The sequence below is a fragment of the Streptomyces sp. CBMA123 genome, assembly GCF_014596465.1.
Classification (GTDB): Bacteria; Actinomycetota; Actinomycetes; order Streptomycetales; family Streptomycetaceae; genus Kitasatospora.
Window position 1 is genome coordinate 16,857 of sequence record NZ_MECK01000157.1, and the last position, 17,073, is coordinate 33,929.

Sequence of the window (17,073 nt, forward strand, 5' to 3'; positions counted from 1 at the left end):
ATATAGTTCACCGACATATGCAGCTGAACAGCTCACGAGGGGGAACTGTGTCCCACACCGATCCGAGCCGGCCCGCGCCCGTCCTGCAGTTGGCCGGGGTCTCCCGGGTGCACGGGCGCGGCAACGCCGAGGTCCACGCCCTGCGCGCGATCGACCTGACCGTCCACGCGGGCGAGTTCGTCGCCGTGATGGGGCCCTCCGGCTCCGGGAAGTCGACCCTGCTCACCCTGGCCGGAGGGCTGGACCTGCCCAGCGAGGGCCAGGTACTGGTCGAGGGCGTGACCCTCGGCGGCCTCAGCCGGGGCAAGCTCGCCGACCTGCGGCGGCGCTCCGTCGGGTACGTCTTCCAGGACTACAACCTGATCCCGGCGCTCACCGCCGCCGAGAACATCGCCCTGCCGCGCGAACTCGACGGCGTCTCCGGCCGCACCGCCCGCCGGGAGGCCCTGGCCGCCCTGGAGGAACTGGGCATCGGCGAACTCGCCGACCGCTTCCCCGACGACATGTCCGGCGGCCAGCAGCAGCGCGTCGCCATCGCCCGCGCCCTGATCGGCGAGCGACGGCTCGTCCTCGCCGACGAACCCACCGGGGCGCTGGACTCCGCCACCGGCGACGCCGTGCTCGCCGTCCTGCGTGCCCGCTGCGACGCCGGCGCCGCCGCCATGATGGTCACCCACGAGGCCTCCCACGCCAGTTGGGCGGACCGGGTGGTCCACCTGCGGGACGGCGCGGTCGCCTCCGAGAGCACCGGACGCCGCTCCGGCGGCTGCCAGGCGGCCATCCACCGCGAGGTGGCGCGATGAAGCTCGGAGCATGGAAGGTCGCCCTGCGGATCGCCCGGCGCGACGCCCTGCGGGCCAAGGGGCGCAGCGCCCTGATCCTGGCGATGATCGCGCTGCCCGTCCTCGGCGTCACCGGCGCCGACGTGGTCCACCGCAGCGGCCGGCTGTCCCCGGCCGAACGGGTCGAGCGGGTGGTGGGCGGCGCGGACGCGCTGGTCACCGCGCTCAACCCGGGCCAGGCCGTCGAACAGGCCCCGGTCGCCGAGGACGGCGCCTTCGCCGTCCAGCCCCGCCCGGGGCAGCAGCCGACACCCGAACAGCTGAAGGCCGCGAGCACCGATCCGGCGACCCTGGTCAGCTCACTGCTGCCGCCCGGCAGCGCGCTCACCCCGGCCCGGCCGGGCCCGGAGACCGGCGCCACCTCGCCCGAGGGCCTGGTCCGCACCCTCACCACCGAGGCCGACCTGGGCGACCCTGTCTGGCGCGGCCGGCTCGACCTGGTCAAGGGCCGCACCCCCGGCGCGCCGCACGAACTGGCCGCCACCCAGGCCTTCCTGGACAACTCCGGACTCCCGCTCGGCGGCACCACCACCATCCAGGGGCTGGAGGGGACCACCTTCACCATCACCGGTGTGGTGGAACACCCGGACGAGCTCGGCCGGGTCGAACTCGTCGCCAGGCCGGGCGAGTTGATCGACCCGCTGGCCAACGCGACGGACCCCGCGCGCCCCGGCGCCGAACGGCCGCAGAACGGGCGCAGTGCCTGGCTGGTGCACCTCCCGGGCGGGGCCACCCTCGACTGGGCCACGGTCCAGAAGTTCAACGCCCACGGCTACACCCTCACCGCGCGCTCCGTCGCGCTCGACCCGCCGCCGTACGGGTCCGTCCCCTACTACCGGGACTCCATCACCTCCCACGACCTCGCCGGCGGCAACAGCACCAAGGTCGTGATCGCCACCGTGACCGGGATGGCGCTGCTGGAGGTCGCCCTGCTCGCCGGGCCCGCCTTCGCGGTCGGCGCCCGCCGCTCCCGCCGCCAGCTCGCCCTGCTCGGCGCCGCCGGCGGCCGGCGCACCCACATCGGCGCGGTGGTGCTCGGCGGCGCCGTGGTGCTCGGCCTGGCCGGAGCGGCGGTCGGGGTGGCCGTCGGCACCGCGCTGGTCGCCTGGCTGCGGCCGGTGATCGAGGAGGTCGGCGGCACGCGCTTCGGGCACTTCGCCCTGCCCCCGCTGGACCTGCTGGCCATCGCCGGGATCGGCCTGGTCACCGCGCTGCTCGCGGCCGCGCTGCCGGCCTGGCAGGCCGCCCGGCGCAGCGTCACCGCCGGCCTCACCGGTCGGGACACCGTCCGGGCGCCCAACCGCCTGGTCACCGTGCTCGGCGTGGTGCTGATCCTCGGCGGCGGCGCGATCGCGATGTACGGCGCGGGCGCGGTGCAGCGCGGCCGGGCGGTGGTGAGCACCTACGACCTCCGCACCCTCACCGTGCTGGGCGGCTCGGTCACCGCCGAACTCGGCCTGCTCGCCTGCACCCCGGTACTGATCGCCCTGTTCGGCCGGTTCGCCGGACGCCTCCCGCTCGGCCCCCGACTGGCCCTGCGGGACTCCGCCCGCAACCGCTCCCGCACCGCACCGGCCGTCGCAGCGGTGATGGCCGCCGTCGCCGGAGCCGTCGCCATCGGGGTGTACAGCACCAGCACCGACGCCGAGAACCAGCGCGACTACCGGCCGCAGGCCCCGTACGGCGCCGTCCAGCTGATCAGCTACAGCGACGGGCCGCAGAGCGCCCAGACCCCGGCCGAGGTGGAGAAGCAGCTGACCGGGCTCGGACCGCGCGCCGACGTCGGCCAGGTGGTCTACCGCTTCTGCGACAACTGCTCCAGCACCGTCCAGCTCAAGGGCACGCCGAACTGGCGCACGCTCAGCGCCCCGCCGCACCTGGCCACCGGTGATGCCACCCTGCTGCACAACCTCTTCGACGTGCGGGACCAGACGGCCGAACAGGCCCTGGCCGCCGGGAAGCTGCTGGTCTTCGACCCGACGCTGATCGGCGCCGACGGCAAGGCCGTGCTGCAGCTGCGCGGAGGCGGCGGCGGCCCGGTGCAGCCGGGGCAGATCCCCAAGCCCGACCTCCAGGAGATCCCGGTGGACGCGGTGCTGGTCGACAACCCGGACGCCGCCCGCTACGCCCAGGGACTGATGCCGACCACCGCGCTGGCCAAGCTCGGCCTCTCCTCGGCGTCCCAGGGTGCGGTCTGGCGCCCGGCCACCCCGCCCGACCGCAAGGCCCAGCAGCGGGCCGCGGCCGCCGCCGCCCGGCTGAACCACTACGCCCAGCTGGACGTCGAACGCGGCTACCAGCCGAAGAGCGACGCCCTCACCCTGGCGCTCACCGGCTTCGCCGGACTGGTGGTGCTCGGCGCCGCCGGGATCGCCACCGGACTCGCCGCCGCCGACTCCCGGCAGGACCAGGCCACCCTGGCCGCCGTCGGCGCCCCGCCGCGGATCCGCCGGACCATGGCGGGCCTGCAGTGCGCGCTGATCGCCCTGCTCGGGGCGCTGCTCGGGGCGGCCAACGGCTTCGTCCCGGCGGTGGGACTGCTCAAGTCCCGGGCCAGCGGCTTCGGTTCGAAGCCGATGCTGCTCGCCGCACCCTGGGCGGAACTGCTGCTGGTGGTGCTGGTGCTGCCGGTGGTGGCAGGGCTGCTCGCGGCGCTGTTCACCCGCTCCAAGGTGCCGCTGGGGCGGCGGCTGTCCTGAGTCCTCCGCTCCGGTTCGAGCACGCCGAACACTCCACGGCCACCGACTGAGCACCACCCGAACACCGCCCGGGCAGCGCCCGGACTCCGTGGGCGCCCGTCCCTTCGACCAGGGGGCGGGCGCCCGGCGCTCGCCGTACGATGGGCCGCGTTCCAGCGGGCGACGGGCGCCGGCGGTCGGTTCGGCGAGGGAGACGAGGGCGGTGCTACGGGGTTTCGGCGATCTCGAGGCCGAGATCATGGACCGGCTGTGGTCCTGGGGCCGGCCGGCCACGGTGCGCGAGGTGGTGGACGACCTCCAGCGGCAACGGCCCGTCGCCTACACCACCGTGACCACCGTCGCCGACATCCTGCACACCAAGGGCTGGCTGCGCCGCGACAAGGTCGGCCGCGCCTGGGTGTACGAGCCGACCTGCACCCGCGAGGCGTACACCGCCCAGCTGATGCACCAGGCGCTGGAGACCACCCCCGACCGGGCCGGGGCGCTGTTGCAGTTCGTCGACCGGATCAGCGGGGACGAGGCCTCCGCGCTGATCGCCGCCCTCGAACAGGTGAAGACCCGGGACTCCGAGTGACGCTCGCCCTGCTCGGCCTCCACCTGGCCGTGACCGGCGTACTGCTGCCCCGCCGCCTGGCCGGCTCACCCCGGCTGCAAGCCCGGCTCCAGGCCAGGCCGCTCCTCGGCGCGGCGCTGTGGCTGGCGCTGATGGCCTCCTTCACCGTCGCCCTGGTGCTCGCGGCGCACCACGCCCTGGAGCCCGCCGCACGCGAGCCGGCCGGGCTGATCGGCCTGCTCCCCCACCTCGGGCTGCTCCCCCACGGCACGCTGCTTCCCCCCCTCGAACCGAGCGGGCCGGTGCTGCCGCACACCCACGGCTGGTGGCTGCCGGCCGGGGCCGGGGCGGTGCTCACCGTGCTGCTGGCCGCCGTCGGCGCCCGGGCCGCACGGGCCCGGCGGCGGCACCGGGCGGTGCTGGACGTGGTCGCCGTCCGGGACCGGCGCTGGGGCGCCCTGGTGCTGGAGCACGCCCACCCGACCGTCTACTGCCTGCCCGGGCGGCGCTCCCGGGTCGTGCTGTCGCGCGGGGCGCTGCGGCTGCTGGACGAACGGCAGCTGACCGCGGCCGTCGCCCACGAGCACGGGCACATCCGCGGCCGCCACCATCTGTTCCGGCTGCCCGCCGACACCTTCGCGCTGCTGCTGGGGCCGCTGCCGCTGGCCCGGCTGGGGCGCTCGGAGGTGGCGCTGCTGCTGGAGATGGCGGCGGACGACGCGGCGCTGGCGAAGGTCTCCCGGGGTGAACTGGCCTCGGCGCTCTGCGCGTTGGCCACCTCCGGGGCGACTCCGGGCGACGCGCTCGCAGTCGCCTCCACCGGGGTGCTGGCCAGGGTCCGCCGGCTGGCCCGGCCGGACGGCGGCGGGCGGCGCCAACTGGCCTGGCGGCTCGCGGTGTTGACGCTGCCGGCACTCCCGTACCTGCTGGCCTGCGCGCCGCATCCGTAGCCCGGCCGCAGCCGGCGGTGCCGCGGGTACACCGCCCCACCCGGCGGTCCGCCCTCGCGGACGCGACCGGAAACGCGACCGGACGGGTCGCCGAGGACCCGTCCGGAGGTGTGCCGCGCGACGCCGTTACGGGCGGACGGCGCCCTTGTAGGGCATCGCGGAGATCGGCAGGACCTCGACGTTCTTGCCGGTGCGCGGGGCGTGGATCATCTTGCCGTCGCCGATGTAGATGCCGACGTGGTGGATGTCGTCGTAGAAGAAGACCAGGTCGCCGGGCTGCAGGGCGTCGCGGGCGACGTGCGGGCCGTCGTTCCACTGGTCCTGGGAGATCCGGGAGAGCTTGACGTTCGCCGCGCGGTAGGCGGCGCCGGTGAGCCCGGAGCAGTCGAAGCTGTTGGGACCGGTGGAACTCCACTGGTAGGGCTTGCCGAGTTGGGCGTAGGCGAACTGGACGATGGCGGCGGCGCGGCCGCCGGCCGGCGGGGCCGGGGCGTTCATGTCCGGGCGCGCGGCGGAGCGGGAGGCGCGGTCGGCGGCCGCGGCCTGCTGGGCCTCGGCCTTGGCCTTGTCGGCGGCCTGCTGGGCGTTGACCTTGGCACGGTCCTCGGCGCTCAGCTTGTTGAGCGTGGCCTGGGCCTCGGCGAGCTTGGTCTGGATCTGCTGCTTCTTGGCGGCCAGCTCGGTGCCGACCGAGTCGAGCTGGGCGAGCGTGGCGGTGGCCTCGGTGCGGTCCTGGTCGAGCTTGCGCTGCTCGTCCTGGGCCTGCTTGAGCAGGGCGGTCTGGGTGTCGGCGACCTGGTTCTGCGCCGAGGCGCGCTCCAGGAAGCCGGCCGGGTCGGAGTCGAGCATCAGCTGGACGGACGGGTCGATGCCTCCGGTGCGGTACTGGTCGGCGGCGACCGCGCCGAGCCTGGTGCGCAGCTCGTTCATCGACTCCTGGCCGCGGGCGACCTTCTCCTGGAGCTTGTTGGCGTCGCCCTGCAGCTTCTGCTGCTTGGCCTGGAAGCCGTTGTACTGCTCGATGGACTGCTCGGCCTCCTCGTTGAGCTTGTCCACCTGCTCCTTGACGGAGGCGAGGCTCGGGGCCGGCTCGGCGTGGGCGGTGCCGGCGGCGAGCACCGCGCCGCCGGCCATCGCCGTGGTGAGGACCGCCATGCGGGCCCGGCTCGGGGGGCTGGGCTTGCGGCGCTTTCCCATCGCGGTGGGCTCTCCTTCGGGGGACGGACACACGGTCGGGGGACGCACTGTCGGGGGGACGGACAGTCGGGAGACGTCCGTCGGGGACAGGCGGTCGGGGGCAGGCGGTCAGGGGGGACGGGCAGTCGGGAGACGTGCCGGAGACGGCGAAGGCGGGCGGGGGCGTACGGGGGATGCCGTCCCCGCCCACCTTCTTCGAAGTAACTTAATAGATGAGTGGTGAGGTTCCGCAATCCCCTTGGTCGGGACACTTCCGGGCGAACGATCGCGCGCCACGACACGGGCGTCGCGGCGCTCTTCGATCCATGGAGCCCAGGCGGCGCCCGAAAGGTTGCCTAAATCGAGAACAAGGTCACACGCGACGCCCCTCCTTCCGGTCCGCTAACGGGCGCTAACCTGCGCACATGAAGGTCCCGCCCGAAAGGCTCCCCCTCGCCGCCGAGTTCCCGGCCGCGCACCGTGAGCAGTGGCAGCAGCTCGTCGAGGGTGTGCTGCGCAAGTCCGGTGCCCAGCCCGAGGACGGCGCCGCCGCCGAGCAGGCGCTCACCACCGCGCTCCCGGACGGGCTGCGCGCCCGCCCGCTGTACACCGCCGAGAACACCTCCGCCGAGCCCGGCTACCCCGGCTTCCCGCCGTTCGTCCGCGGCGGCCGGCCGCAGGGCTCCGCCGTCGCCGGCTGGGACGTCCGCCAGCGGCACGCCGACCCGGACCGGCGGCGCGCCAACGAGGCCGTACTCGCCGACCTGGAGCACGGCGTGACCTCGCTCTGGCTGGAACTGGGCGGCGAGGGCCTGCCGGTCACCGCCCTGCCCGAGGCGCTCGCCGGGGTGTACCTGGACCTCGCCTCCGTGGCACTCGACGCGGGACCCGAATTCACCGCCGCCGCCGAGCAGTTGTTCACGCTGTACGCGGAGCGCGCGGTCTCCCCCGACGCCGCCGCCGGCAACCTCGGCGCCGACCCACTCGGCCTCCAGGCCCGCACCGGCTCCGCCGCCGAGACCGACGTCCTGCTCACCGAGGCCGCCGCGCTGGCCGCCCGCTGCGCCACCGCGTACCCGAACGTCCGGGCGCTCACCGTCGACGCCCTGCCGTACCACGAGGCCGGCGCCTCCCCCGCCCAGGAGCTGGGCTGCGCGCTGGCCACCGGCGTTGCCTACCTGCGCGCGCTGACCGCCGCCGGCCTGCCCGTCGACACCGCGCTCGGCCAGCTGGAGTTCCGCTTCGCCGCGGACGCCGACCAGTTCCTGACCATCGCCAAGTTCCGTGCCGCGCGCCGCCTCTGGGCCCGCGTCGCGGAGGTGTCCGGCGCCTCGGCCGAGGCCTCGGCGCAGCGTCAGCACGCCGTCACCTCCCAGGTGATGATGACCGCCCGCGACCCGTGGGTGAACATGCTGCGCACCACCGTGGCCTGCCTGGCCGCCGGGGTCGGCGGCGCCGACGCCGTCACCGTGCTGCCCTTCGACAGCGCGCTCGGCCGGCCCGACGCCTTCGCCCGCCGGATCGCCCGCAACACCCAGTCGATCCTGCTGGAGGAGTCCCACCTGGCCCGGGTGATCGACCCGGCCGGCGGCTCCTGGTACGTCGAGCAGCTGGGCGAGGAGCTGGCGCAGGCCGCCTGGGCCTGGTTCCAGGAGATCGAGCGGGCCGGCGGCCAGTTCGCCGCCCTGAGCTCCGGCCTGGTCGGCGAGCGGATCGCCGCGACCTGGGCGGAGCGGTCCGGGAAGCTCGCCAAGCGGCGCGAACCCGTCACCGGCGTCAGCGAGTTCCCGCACCTGGACGAGCAGCCGCTGGTCCGCGAGCCGGCCCCGGCGCGTCATGAGGGCGGGCTGCCGCGGGTGCGCCGCGCCGAGGCGTACGAGGCGCTGCGGGACCGCTCGGACGCCCACCTCGCCGCCACCGGCGCCCGTCCGACGCTGTTCCTGGCCTCGATCGGCACCGCCGCCGCGCACACCGGGCGCACCACCTTCGCGGCCAACCTGTTCCAGGCCGGCGGCATCGCGACGACCGCCGTCGAGGGCGTCGACCCGGCCGCCTTCGCCGACGCGTTCCGGTCCTCGGGGGCGACCGTCGCCTGCCTGTGCTCCAGCGACGCCCTGTACGGCGAGCACGCCCCGTCCGTCGCCGAGGCTCTGAAGGCGGCCGGCGCCCAGCGGGTGCTGCTGGCCGGGCGTCCGGCCGAAGCGCCCGCCGGAGTGGACGAGTTCATCTACGCGGGCGGGGACGCGATCGCCGTCCTCACCTCCCTGCTGGACCTCATTGGAGTGGCGCGATGATCCCCGACTTCACCGGAATCGGGCTGACCGGCGACGGCGCCCGCCCGGACGTCACCGACGACCAGTGGCAGGCCGCCTGGCGCCGGTCCACCGGCAAGACCGCCGACGAGCTGCTCTGGGACACCCCCGAGGGCATCGGCGTCAAGCCGCTGTACACCGCGGCCGACCTGGCCGACGTGGACTTCCTGGAGACGTACCCCGGCATCGCCCCGTACCTGCGCGGGCCGTACCCGACCATGTACGTCAACCAGCCGTGGACCGTCCGCCAGTACGCGGGCTTCTCCACCGCCGAGGAGTCCAACGCCTTCTACCGCCGCAACCTCGCCGCCGGCCAGAAGGGCCTCTCGGTCGCCTTCGACCTGCCGACCCACCGCGGCTACGACAGCGACCACCCGCGCGTCACCGGCGACGTCGGCATGGCGGGCGTCGCCATCGACTCCATCTACGACATGCGCCAGCTCTTCGACGGCATCCCGCTGGACAAGATGTCGGTGTCGATGACCATGAACGGCGCGGTGCTCCCGGTGCTCGCGCTGTACATCGTCGCGGCCGAGGAGCAGGGCGTACCGCCGGAGAAGCTCGCCGGGACCATCCAGAACGACATCCTCAAGGAGTTCATGGTCCGCAACACCTACATCTACCCGCCGCAGCCGTCGATGCGGATCATCTCGGACATCTTCGCGTACACCTCGCAGAAGATGCCCCGGTACAACTCGATCTCCATCTCCGGCTACCACATCCAGGAGGCCGGAGCCACCGCCGACCTGGAGCTGGCCTACACCCTGGCCGACGGGGTCGAGTACCTGCGCGCGGGCCTGGACGTGGGCCTGGACGTGGACGCCTTCGCGCCGCGGCTGTCGTTCTTCTGGGCGATCGGCATGAACTTCTTCATGGAGGTCGCCAAGCTGCGCGCAGCCCGGCTGCTGTGGGCCAAGCTGGTCAAGCAGTTCGACCCGAAGAACGCCAAGTCCCTCTCGCTGCGCACCCATTCGCAGACCTCGGGCTGGTCGCTCACCGCCCAGGACGTGTTCAACAACGTGACGCGCACCTGCGTCGAGGCGATGGCCGCCACCCAGGGCCACACCCAGTCGCTGCACACCAACGCCCTCGACGAGGCGCTGGCCCTGCCCACCGACTTCTCCGCCCGCATCGCCCGCAACACCCAGCTGCTGCTGCAGCAGGAGTCGGGCACCTGCCGGGTGATCGACCCGTGGGGCGGCTCGGCGTACGTCGAGAAGCTCACCCACGACCTCGCCTCCCGGGCCTGGCAGCACATCCAGGAGGTCGAGGCGGCCGGCGGCATGGCCAAGGCCATCGACGCGGGCATCCCCAAGATGCGCGTGGAGGAGGCCGCCGCCCGGACCCAGGCGCGCATCGACTCCGGCCGCCAGCCGGTGATCGGCGTCAACAAGTACCGGGTGGAGAACGACGAGCAGATCGACGTGCTCAAGGTCGACAACTCGGCGGTGCGGGCCCGGCAGATCGAGAAGCTGCGGCGGCTGCGCGAGGAGCGCGACGAGGCCGCCTGCCAGGACGCGCTGAACGCGCTCACCCGCTCCGCGGAGGCCGGTGCCCAGCGCGGCGGCTCGCTGGACGGCAACCTGCTGCACCTGGCCGTCAACGCGGCCCGGGCCAAGGCCACCGTCGGCGAGATCTCGGACGCCCTGGAGAAGGTGTACGGCCGCCACTCCGGCCAGATCCGTACCATCTCCGGTGTGTACCGAGACGAAGCGGGCCCCTCCGCCCCCCTCCAGCGCACCCGTGACCTGGTCGAGCGGTTCGAGCGGGCCGAGGGCCGGCGGCCGCGCATCCTGGTCGCCAAGATGGGCCAGGACGGCCACGACCGCGGCCAGAAGGTGATCGCCACCGCCTTCGCGGACCTGGGCTTCACCGTCGACGTCGGCCCGCTGTTCCAGACCCCGGCCGAGGTCGCCCGCCAGGCCGTCGAGGCGGACGTCCACATCGTGGGCGTGTCGTCGCTCGCCGCCGGCCACCTCACCCTGGTGCCCGCGCTGCGCGCCGAACTCGCCGCGGCGGGCCGGGAGGACATCACCATCGTGGTCGGCGGAGTGATCCCGCCGCAGGACTTCGACGCGCTGTACGAGGCGGGCGCGGCAGCCGTGTTCGGCCCGGGCACGGTGATCCCGGACGCCGCCTTCGACCTGCTGACGGCACTGGCGGCCGACCTCGGCCACGAGCTGTGACCGCCTGATCGCATGCCTCCGCGGACGATCGACCTCGACAGCTACACGACGGGTGTCCTCGACGGCTCGCGCGCCTGGATCGCGCGCGCCGTCACCCTCGTCGAGTCCACCCGGCCCGACCACCGCGCGCTCGCGCAGCAGCTGCTCCAGCGGCTGCTGCCGCACGCCGGCGGGGCGGTCCGGGTGGGCATCACCGGCGTACCCGGTGTCGGCAAGTCGACCTTCATCGACTCCTTCGGGACGATGCTGACCGGGCTGGGCCACCGGGTCGCGGTCCTGGCCGTCGACCCCACCTCCAGCCGGACGGGCGGCTCCATCCTGGGCGACAAGACCCGGATGGAACGCCTGGCGGTGGATCCCGCCGCGTTCGTCCGGCCTTCGCCCACCTCCGGGACGCTGGGCGGCGTCGCCAAGGCCACCCGGGAGTCGATGGTGGTCATGGAGGCCGCCGGGTACGACGTGGTGCTGATCGAGACGGTGGGCGTCGGGCAGTCGGAGACGACGGTGGCGGGGATGGTCGACACCTTCCTGCTGCTCAGCCTGGCGCGGACCGGTGACCAGTTGCAGGGCATCAAGAAGGGCGTGCTGGAGCTCGCGGACGTCATCGCCGTCAACAAGGCGGACGGACCGCACGAGCGGGACGCGAAGGCTGCCGCGCGTGAACTCGCCGGCGCGCTGAGGCTGTTGCAGCCGCCGGACGCGGCGTGGACGCCGCCGGTGCTGACCTGTAGCGGGCTCGACGGGGCCGGGCTCGACGTGCTGTGGGAGCGGCTGCAGCAGCACCGCAAGGTGCTGGACGCGACCGGCGCGCTGGCGGCGAAGCGGCGGGAGCAGCAGGTCGAGTGGACCTGGTCGATGGTCCACGACCAGCTGTACGCGCGGCTGCACGAACACTCGGAGGTGCGGCGGCTCGCCCCGGAGCTGGAGGCCCGGGTGCGGGCCGGTACGCTGCCGGCGGGGCTGGCCGCCCAGCAGATCCTGGACGGCTTCTTCGGTCACTCCTGAGCGGAGCCGGGGACCATCGCCACCATCGTCGAAGCCGTTCTGACCGGGGCCGGCGCGCAGTCCGTCCGGGCCGCCGTACGGGATGTGGGCGCCGTGCACCGGCGCCCGCGTCCCGGGGTACGTCCTCGGCACCCGCATCGACGGCGACGTCCGCCGGACCAGGTCCGCCTGCGGGTCAGCGGGCGCGCCCAGGTCATGCAAGGAAACCCTGGAAGCCCCCGAGCGACCCGAGTGGGGCGACGCGCCGAAGGGCGCCACCCACCGGTCGACCGGGCTGCCTGACGCCCGCCACCGGATTGCCGAATTCCGCATTTCGCATTCCGCATTCCCGGAGCCGCCCATGGAGCGGCCCGAGCCGCTGAGCACGCCTTCGAGTCGCGCTTCAGAATTATTGATATTCATACGACCCAAGGGACCGTCGGCACGTCGCCCTTCCTGCCGCACGCCCCGGACGCCCGCCATGTGACCCCTGCCACAGTTGTGCGGACGGCTTCGTTCGCCGTCGACCGACTGCATGGCCGAAACGTTCCGCCATGGCCAGATATTGCATGACCATTCGTCAAACATTCATATCCGGTGGCAGTGTGTGCGTAGCCGTACCACCCTTCTGCACCAGGTTCACATGATCGTGTACACGCTGACGAATGGCTGAACTGTGCGCACCATCCCTTCGGATCGCATTGCCGCAACCACCCGACCCCGTCTCGCCGACGGAAGGCTCGACCTCCGGGAGTTCTCCCGGCTGGCCGGGGCCGTCGGGGGGTATCCCTACGTGAAGGTCGTGTTCGACCGCGAGGAGTCGGTGCTCCACTTCATCGACAGTGCCGACGGCACCCTGCACGTGCGGTACATCGCCGGTCAGATCCTCGGCCTGCCGCTCGACGAACTGGCCCGTGGGCTCGACGCGTTCAACGACGACGTCTACCGGAATCCGGAGCGCCGCTTCTACCTCGGCACGCTCGCCCGGCACGGCCGGGAGGCCGGCGGGGACTTCCTGTCCCTGGAGACGGTCGACGTCGACACCATGTCGCAGGACATGCTGCGGTTCTTCTACCACCGGGTCCGCGCGCACATAGACCCGGCCGTGCCACTGGTCCTCAAGCCGGCCAACCACCGGCAGGAGGGCTACATCGCCCGCATACCCGAGGCGGAGATCCCGCGCGTCCTGTCCCACGAGCTGTACTCCACGGCCGCGTTCGTGCCGCTGGCGGCCGGGGAGGCGCGCGGGCGGCTGCGGGTGTTCCGGTCCGAGGAGGAGTACCGGGCCGACCCCGAGCCGCTGGAGTGGCAGGACATCGTGGTGATGCCCCGGGTGCCCGAGGACATCCCCCGGGTGTCCGGCATCATCCACGCCGAGCACACCACACCGCTCTCCCACATCAACGTGATGGCCACAGGGTGGCGGATCCCCAACGCCGTCGGCATCGGGGCCCTCGACCGGATCGAGCGCGCCGGACTGGCCGGCCGGTGGGTGCGCTACCGCGTCGACGCCGACGGCGAGGACCTCGTCCTCGAAGCCGCCGAGCCGGGCACCGGCGGCCGCGAGAGCACCCGGCCGGCCACCCCGGACGAGCGCGTCGCCGTGGAACTGCCCGACCTCGCGCCCACCCCGATCACCCCGCTGTCGGAGCTGCGCACGGGCGACGGCGCCCGGTTCGGCACCAAGGCGGCCGGTCTCGGCGAACTCACCCACCTGCTGGAGCACGGCTCGCCCCGTTGGCTCGGCTTCTACCGCGTGCCCCGGCCGCCCCGGGAGAACCTGCTGCGCTACCTGGCCCGGCAGCTCGACCTCCCCGAGGACGCGGACGAGACCGAACTGGGCTCCGCCGCACAGCGCCTGGTCAAGGAACACGTCCAGGTGCCGCGCGGGATCGTGCTGCCGTTCTCCCTCCAGCAGCGCTTCCTCGACTCCTCGCCCAGGCTCCGGGACGCCCTCGCCCGGCTCGACCGCACGCTCCGGGACGGCTCTGCGGACGGCGCTGCGGACGGCTCTGCGGACGCCACTGCGGACGGCACCTCCGAGGCGGACCGGATCCGGGAACACTGCCTCGACGTCCAGCGGCTGGTCCGCACCACCCCGGTGCCCGCTCCGGTCCGCACCGAGATCGAGCGAGCGGTCGACCGGCACCTGTACGGCTCCCCCGCCCAGGTCGTCCGCAGTTCCTCCAACGCCGAGGACCTGCCCGGCTTCTCCGCCGCGGGGCTCTACGAGTCGGTGGCGGACGTCAGCGGCACCGAAGCCGTCCTGGACGCCGTCCGGGAGGTCTGGGCCTCGCTGTTCTCGCCTCGGGCGGTGCTGCTGCGGAGCCAGGCGGGCATCCCGCTGGAGCACTGCCGCATGGGGGTGATCGTCCAGGAGCAGGTCGGCGCCACCGTGGGCGGTGTCCTGGTCAGCTGCAACCCGCTGAGCCCGCAGGACTTCCGCAACGTCTACCTCAACATCTCGCCGCGCTCGGTGACCGACGTCGTCACCGGCCGGGGCGCCCCGATCCAGTACCTGTGCAACACCCTGGAGGGCGGCAGCCGCACGGTCTCGCTGGGCACCACCGGCACCGACCTGGACGCCGGGACCAAGGAACTCCTGCGCCGGCTCGCCCTGATCAGCCGCCTGGTGCAGGCGCACTTCGCGCCCGACGAGACGTACGGCGCACCGGTCGACATCGAGTGGGCGATCGCGGGCGACCGGGTCGACCTGCTCCAGGTGCGCCCCTTCCGGACCACTGGCTGAGGCCGGCGCACGGACACCTTCTCGCAGTGAACTCCTCTCGGAAGAAAACACGTTGAACAAGATCCTGTACGTCTACGTCAAGGGCGGGGCCCCGCTCGAATACGCCTTCCCGCGCATCGCCGCCTGCGGGGAACTGCACGTCCTCGCGCTGGCGCCGCTGCCGGCGACCGCGGAGGACGTGTGGCGACCCAGTTGTACCGGCATCGAGCTGGTGCCCGACGCGCCGCGCGGGGACGACCTGGTCGAGCTGATCGTCGAGCACGCGAAGGCCATCGGAGCCGACGCGATGCTGACGCTCTCGGAGTTCGCGGTGCTGGCCGTCGCGCGCGCCGCAGAGCGGCTCGGCCTGGCCGGGGCCGGCCCGGGGATCGTCCGCGCCCGGGACAAGCGGCTGATGCGGGAGGCGTGGGCCGCCGCCGGTGTGCCCGTACCCGGGTTCCGCCGGGTCGACAGCCTCGCGGACCTGGACGCCGCGCTGGCCGCGTTCACCCCGCCGCTGCTGCTCAAGCCGGCCTGGGGCGCCGGGTCCGTCGCCCAGATCGTGCTGCACGGGCCCGAGGACGCCGCCCCCGCCTGGGCTGACATCGAGGCCGGGCTGCAGGCCGGCAGCCGGGTCGGCATGAACGAGCTCTACGCGGCGGACACCGACCGGGACCGCCTGGTCGAGGAGATCGCCGAGGGCTCCACCGAAGGCTGGTACGACGAGCCCGGCTACGGCGACTACGTGAGCGTGGAGGGGATCGTCGCGGACGGCGTCCACCACGCGCTGGCCATCACCGCCAAGCTGCCGACCCTGCCGTCCTTCGTCGAGGTGGCCAGCACCTCGCCCGCCGTCCTGCCGGTGCCGTTGCAGCGCCGGATCGAGGAGGTGACGCGGCAGGCCGTCGACGCGCTCGGGCTGGAGAACTGCGGCACCCACACCGAGCTGAAGCTGATGCGGGACGGCGGGCTGGTAGTCATCGAGACGGCCGCCAGGTTCGGCGGCCTCCTGACGACCAGGCAGGTCCACGAGGTCTTCGGACTCGACCCGATCGGCATGCTGGTGCGACAACTGCTCGGCGAGCACGTCGACTACCCGGCGGCCATGCTCACCGACGGGGTCAGGGCCGCCGCGTCGGTGGCCGTCGTCCCGGCCGACGCCGCCGGGGTGCCCTGGCGGACCAGCCCGGTCTGGAACCCGGAGGCCGTCGACTGGCAGGGCCTGCTGTCCCCGGGCAGCACCATCGAGGCCGTGCCCGCCTTCGCCATGCCGACGGGCCGGCCCGTCCCGGCCTTCGACCCCGCCGCGGGGTCGCGCAACTGGCTCGGGGTCTACCTGCTGACCGCCACCGACGCCGCCACCCTGCACCGGGACTGCACCGCCGTGCTGAACGGCCTGGAGGCAGCCCTCAACCGGGCCGCCTCCTGATCGCCCTCCCGTTCGCACCGACTCCGACCACCGAGGTTCCTTCCATGCGTGTACTGTTCGCCGGCGCCCCCGGCCTCGGCCACCTCTTCCCGCTGGTCCCGCTGGCCCGGGCGATGCGCGGGCTCGGCCACGAGGTCGCGGTGGTCTCGATGGACGGCGGCGAGCCGGTCGCCGCGTCCGGGCTGCCGTACCTGCCGCTCGCCCCGGGCGTCGACTGGCGCAAGGAGATCAGGGAGGCCGGCCGCACCCGGCGGCCCGACCTGATGCACCGGGTGGTCGAGAGCAACTCGGCCGACCGCGAGGCGTTCGTCCCGCTGGCCGCCCACGTCAACAGCGGGGTGGCCGACGCGATGACCGGGCTCACGGAGCAGTGGCGGCCGGACCTGGTGGTGTACGAGTACCTGTTCCCGGTGGCACTGCTCGCGGCGGAGCGCCTCGGCGTACCCGCCGTCCAGCACGACCTGGGGTTCGTCCGCACCCCGAACCTGCGCGCGCTGATGCTCGCCGAGATGGCGGACACCTTCGCCCGGCACGGGATCGACCGGCTGCCCGAGCCGGCGGAGACCGTCGACCTCGCCCCGCCGAGCACCGCCGGGGGCGAACGCTACGGCTGCTCGCTGCGGCCCGTCGCCTACAACGGCGAGGGCGGCGTCCCCGACGAGCTGGCCGCGCCCGGCCGCCGCCCGCGGGTGGCGGTGACGCTGGGCACGGTGCCGCCCAAGACCGACGGCCTGACCAGGCTCGAACGGGTGATAGCCGCCGCGGCCGAGGTCGACGCGGAGTTCGTGCTGGCCACCGGCGACTTCGACCTCGACACGCTCGGCACCCTGCCGGACAACGTCCGAGCGTACGGCTGGGTGCCGTGGCGTGCGTTGCTCGACACCTGCGCGGCCGCGATCCACCACGGCGGCAGCAGCAGCGCGCTCGGCGCGCTGGACGCGGGCGTGCCGCAACTCGTCCTGCCCGACGGCTCCGACCGCTTCATCACCGCGGACGCCGTCCACGCACGCGGCGCCGGCCTCCGGGCGCGCGCCGAGGACATCGGCCCGGCACTGCTGAACCGGCTGTTCGACGACGAGGCGCTGATCCGCGCCGCCCGCGAGGTCAGCGCCGAGATCGCGACGATGCCGAGCCCGACGGCGGTGGCGGAACACCTCACCGGCCTCACCCGCACCGCCGGCTGACGCCCGGGCGCCCGGCCCGCGGGTCAGCAC

Annotated in this window: 11 protein-coding genes; 10 read left to right on the forward strand and 1 reads right to left on the reverse strand. The window is 73.8% G+C overall.

Annotated elements, in window-relative coordinates; genetic code table 11:
• Positions 1–47: 47 nt before the first annotated feature.
• The 4 genes from BG452_RS18995 to BG452_RS19010 all read left to right on the forward strand — a co-directional run bounded on the left by BG452_RS18995 (position 48) and on the right by BG452_RS19010 (position 5,044).
• Positions 48–803, forward strand: coding sequence for an ABC transporter ATP-binding protein (locus BG452_RS18995; protein ID WP_317621123.1), 756 nt, complete (start codon positions 48–50; stop codon positions 801–803).
• On the forward strand, positions 800–3,541 hold the full coding sequence (locus BG452_RS19000) for an FtsX-like permease family protein (RefSeq protein WP_188305528.1): 2,742 nt from the start codon (positions 800–802) through the stop codon (positions 3,539–3,541). Before BG452_RS18995 ends, BG452_RS19000 begins: the two co-directional genes overlap by 4 nt.
• A 202-nt stretch (positions 3,542–3,743) precedes the next feature.
• A complete protein-coding gene (locus BG452_RS19005; protein WP_188305529.1) occupies positions 3,744–4,115 on the forward strand; it encodes a BlaI/MecI/CopY family transcriptional regulator in 372 nt (123 codons plus the stop codon).
• Positions 4,112–5,044: a M56 family metallopeptidase gene (locus BG452_RS19010; protein WP_188305530.1), complete on the forward strand. Its 933-nt coding sequence runs from the start codon at positions 4,112–4,114 to the stop codon at positions 5,042–5,044. The genes BG452_RS19005 and BG452_RS19010 overlap by 4 nt, the downstream gene beginning before the upstream one ends.
• Before the next feature lie 126 nt (positions 5,045–5,170).
• Here the strand turns inward: BG452_RS19010 and BG452_RS19015 are convergent, their stop codons facing one another.
• Positions 5,171–6,241 (reverse strand): NlpC/P60 family protein, encoded by a 1,071-nt coding sequence (locus BG452_RS19015; RefSeq protein WP_188305531.1) that lies wholly within the window; start codon positions 6,239–6,241, stop codon positions 5,171–5,173.
• A gap of 404 nt (positions 6,242–6,645) precedes the next feature.
• On the opposite strand from BG452_RS19015, the gene BG452_RS19020 reads away from it, so the two are divergent.
• The 6 genes from BG452_RS19020 to BG452_RS19045 all read left to right on the forward strand — a co-directional run bounded on the left by BG452_RS19020 (position 6,646) and on the right by BG452_RS19045 (position 17,043).
• Complete coding sequence (locus tag BG452_RS19020) at positions 6,646–8,514, forward strand: methylmalonyl-CoA mutase family protein (protein WP_188305532.1); 1,869 nt, start codon at positions 6,646–6,648, stop codon at positions 8,512–8,514.
• A complete protein-coding gene (gene scpA, locus BG452_RS19025; protein WP_188305533.1) occupies positions 8,511–10,718 on the forward strand; it encodes a methylmalonyl-CoA mutase in 2,208 nt (735 codons plus the stop codon). The genes BG452_RS19020 and scpA overlap by 4 nt, the downstream gene beginning before the upstream one ends.
• Positions 10,719–10,730: 12 nt before the next feature.
• Positions 10,731–11,723: a methylmalonyl Co-A mutase-associated GTPase MeaB gene (gene meaB, locus BG452_RS19030; protein WP_188305534.1), complete on the forward strand. Its 993-nt coding sequence runs from the start codon at positions 10,731–10,733 to the stop codon at positions 11,721–11,723.
• A gap of 772 nt (positions 11,724–12,495) precedes the next feature.
• Positions 12,496–14,451, forward strand: coding sequence for a PEP/pyruvate-binding domain-containing protein (locus BG452_RS19035; protein WP_317621124.1), 1,956 nt, complete (start codon positions 12,496–12,498; stop codon positions 14,449–14,451).
• Between the two features lie 52 nt (positions 14,452–14,503).
• Positions 14,504–15,859 (forward strand): acetyl-CoA carboxylase biotin carboxylase subunit family protein, encoded by a 1,356-nt coding sequence (locus BG452_RS19040; protein ID WP_188305535.1) that lies wholly within the window; start codon positions 14,504–14,506, stop codon positions 15,857–15,859.
• Positions 15,860–15,903: 44 nt separating this feature from the next.
• Entirely contained in the window at positions 15,904–17,043 is a 1,140-nt protein-coding gene (locus BG452_RS19045; protein WP_188305536.1) for a nucleotide disphospho-sugar-binding domain-containing protein, read from the forward strand.
• The last annotated feature ends 30 nt before the right edge of the window (positions 17,044–17,073 follow it).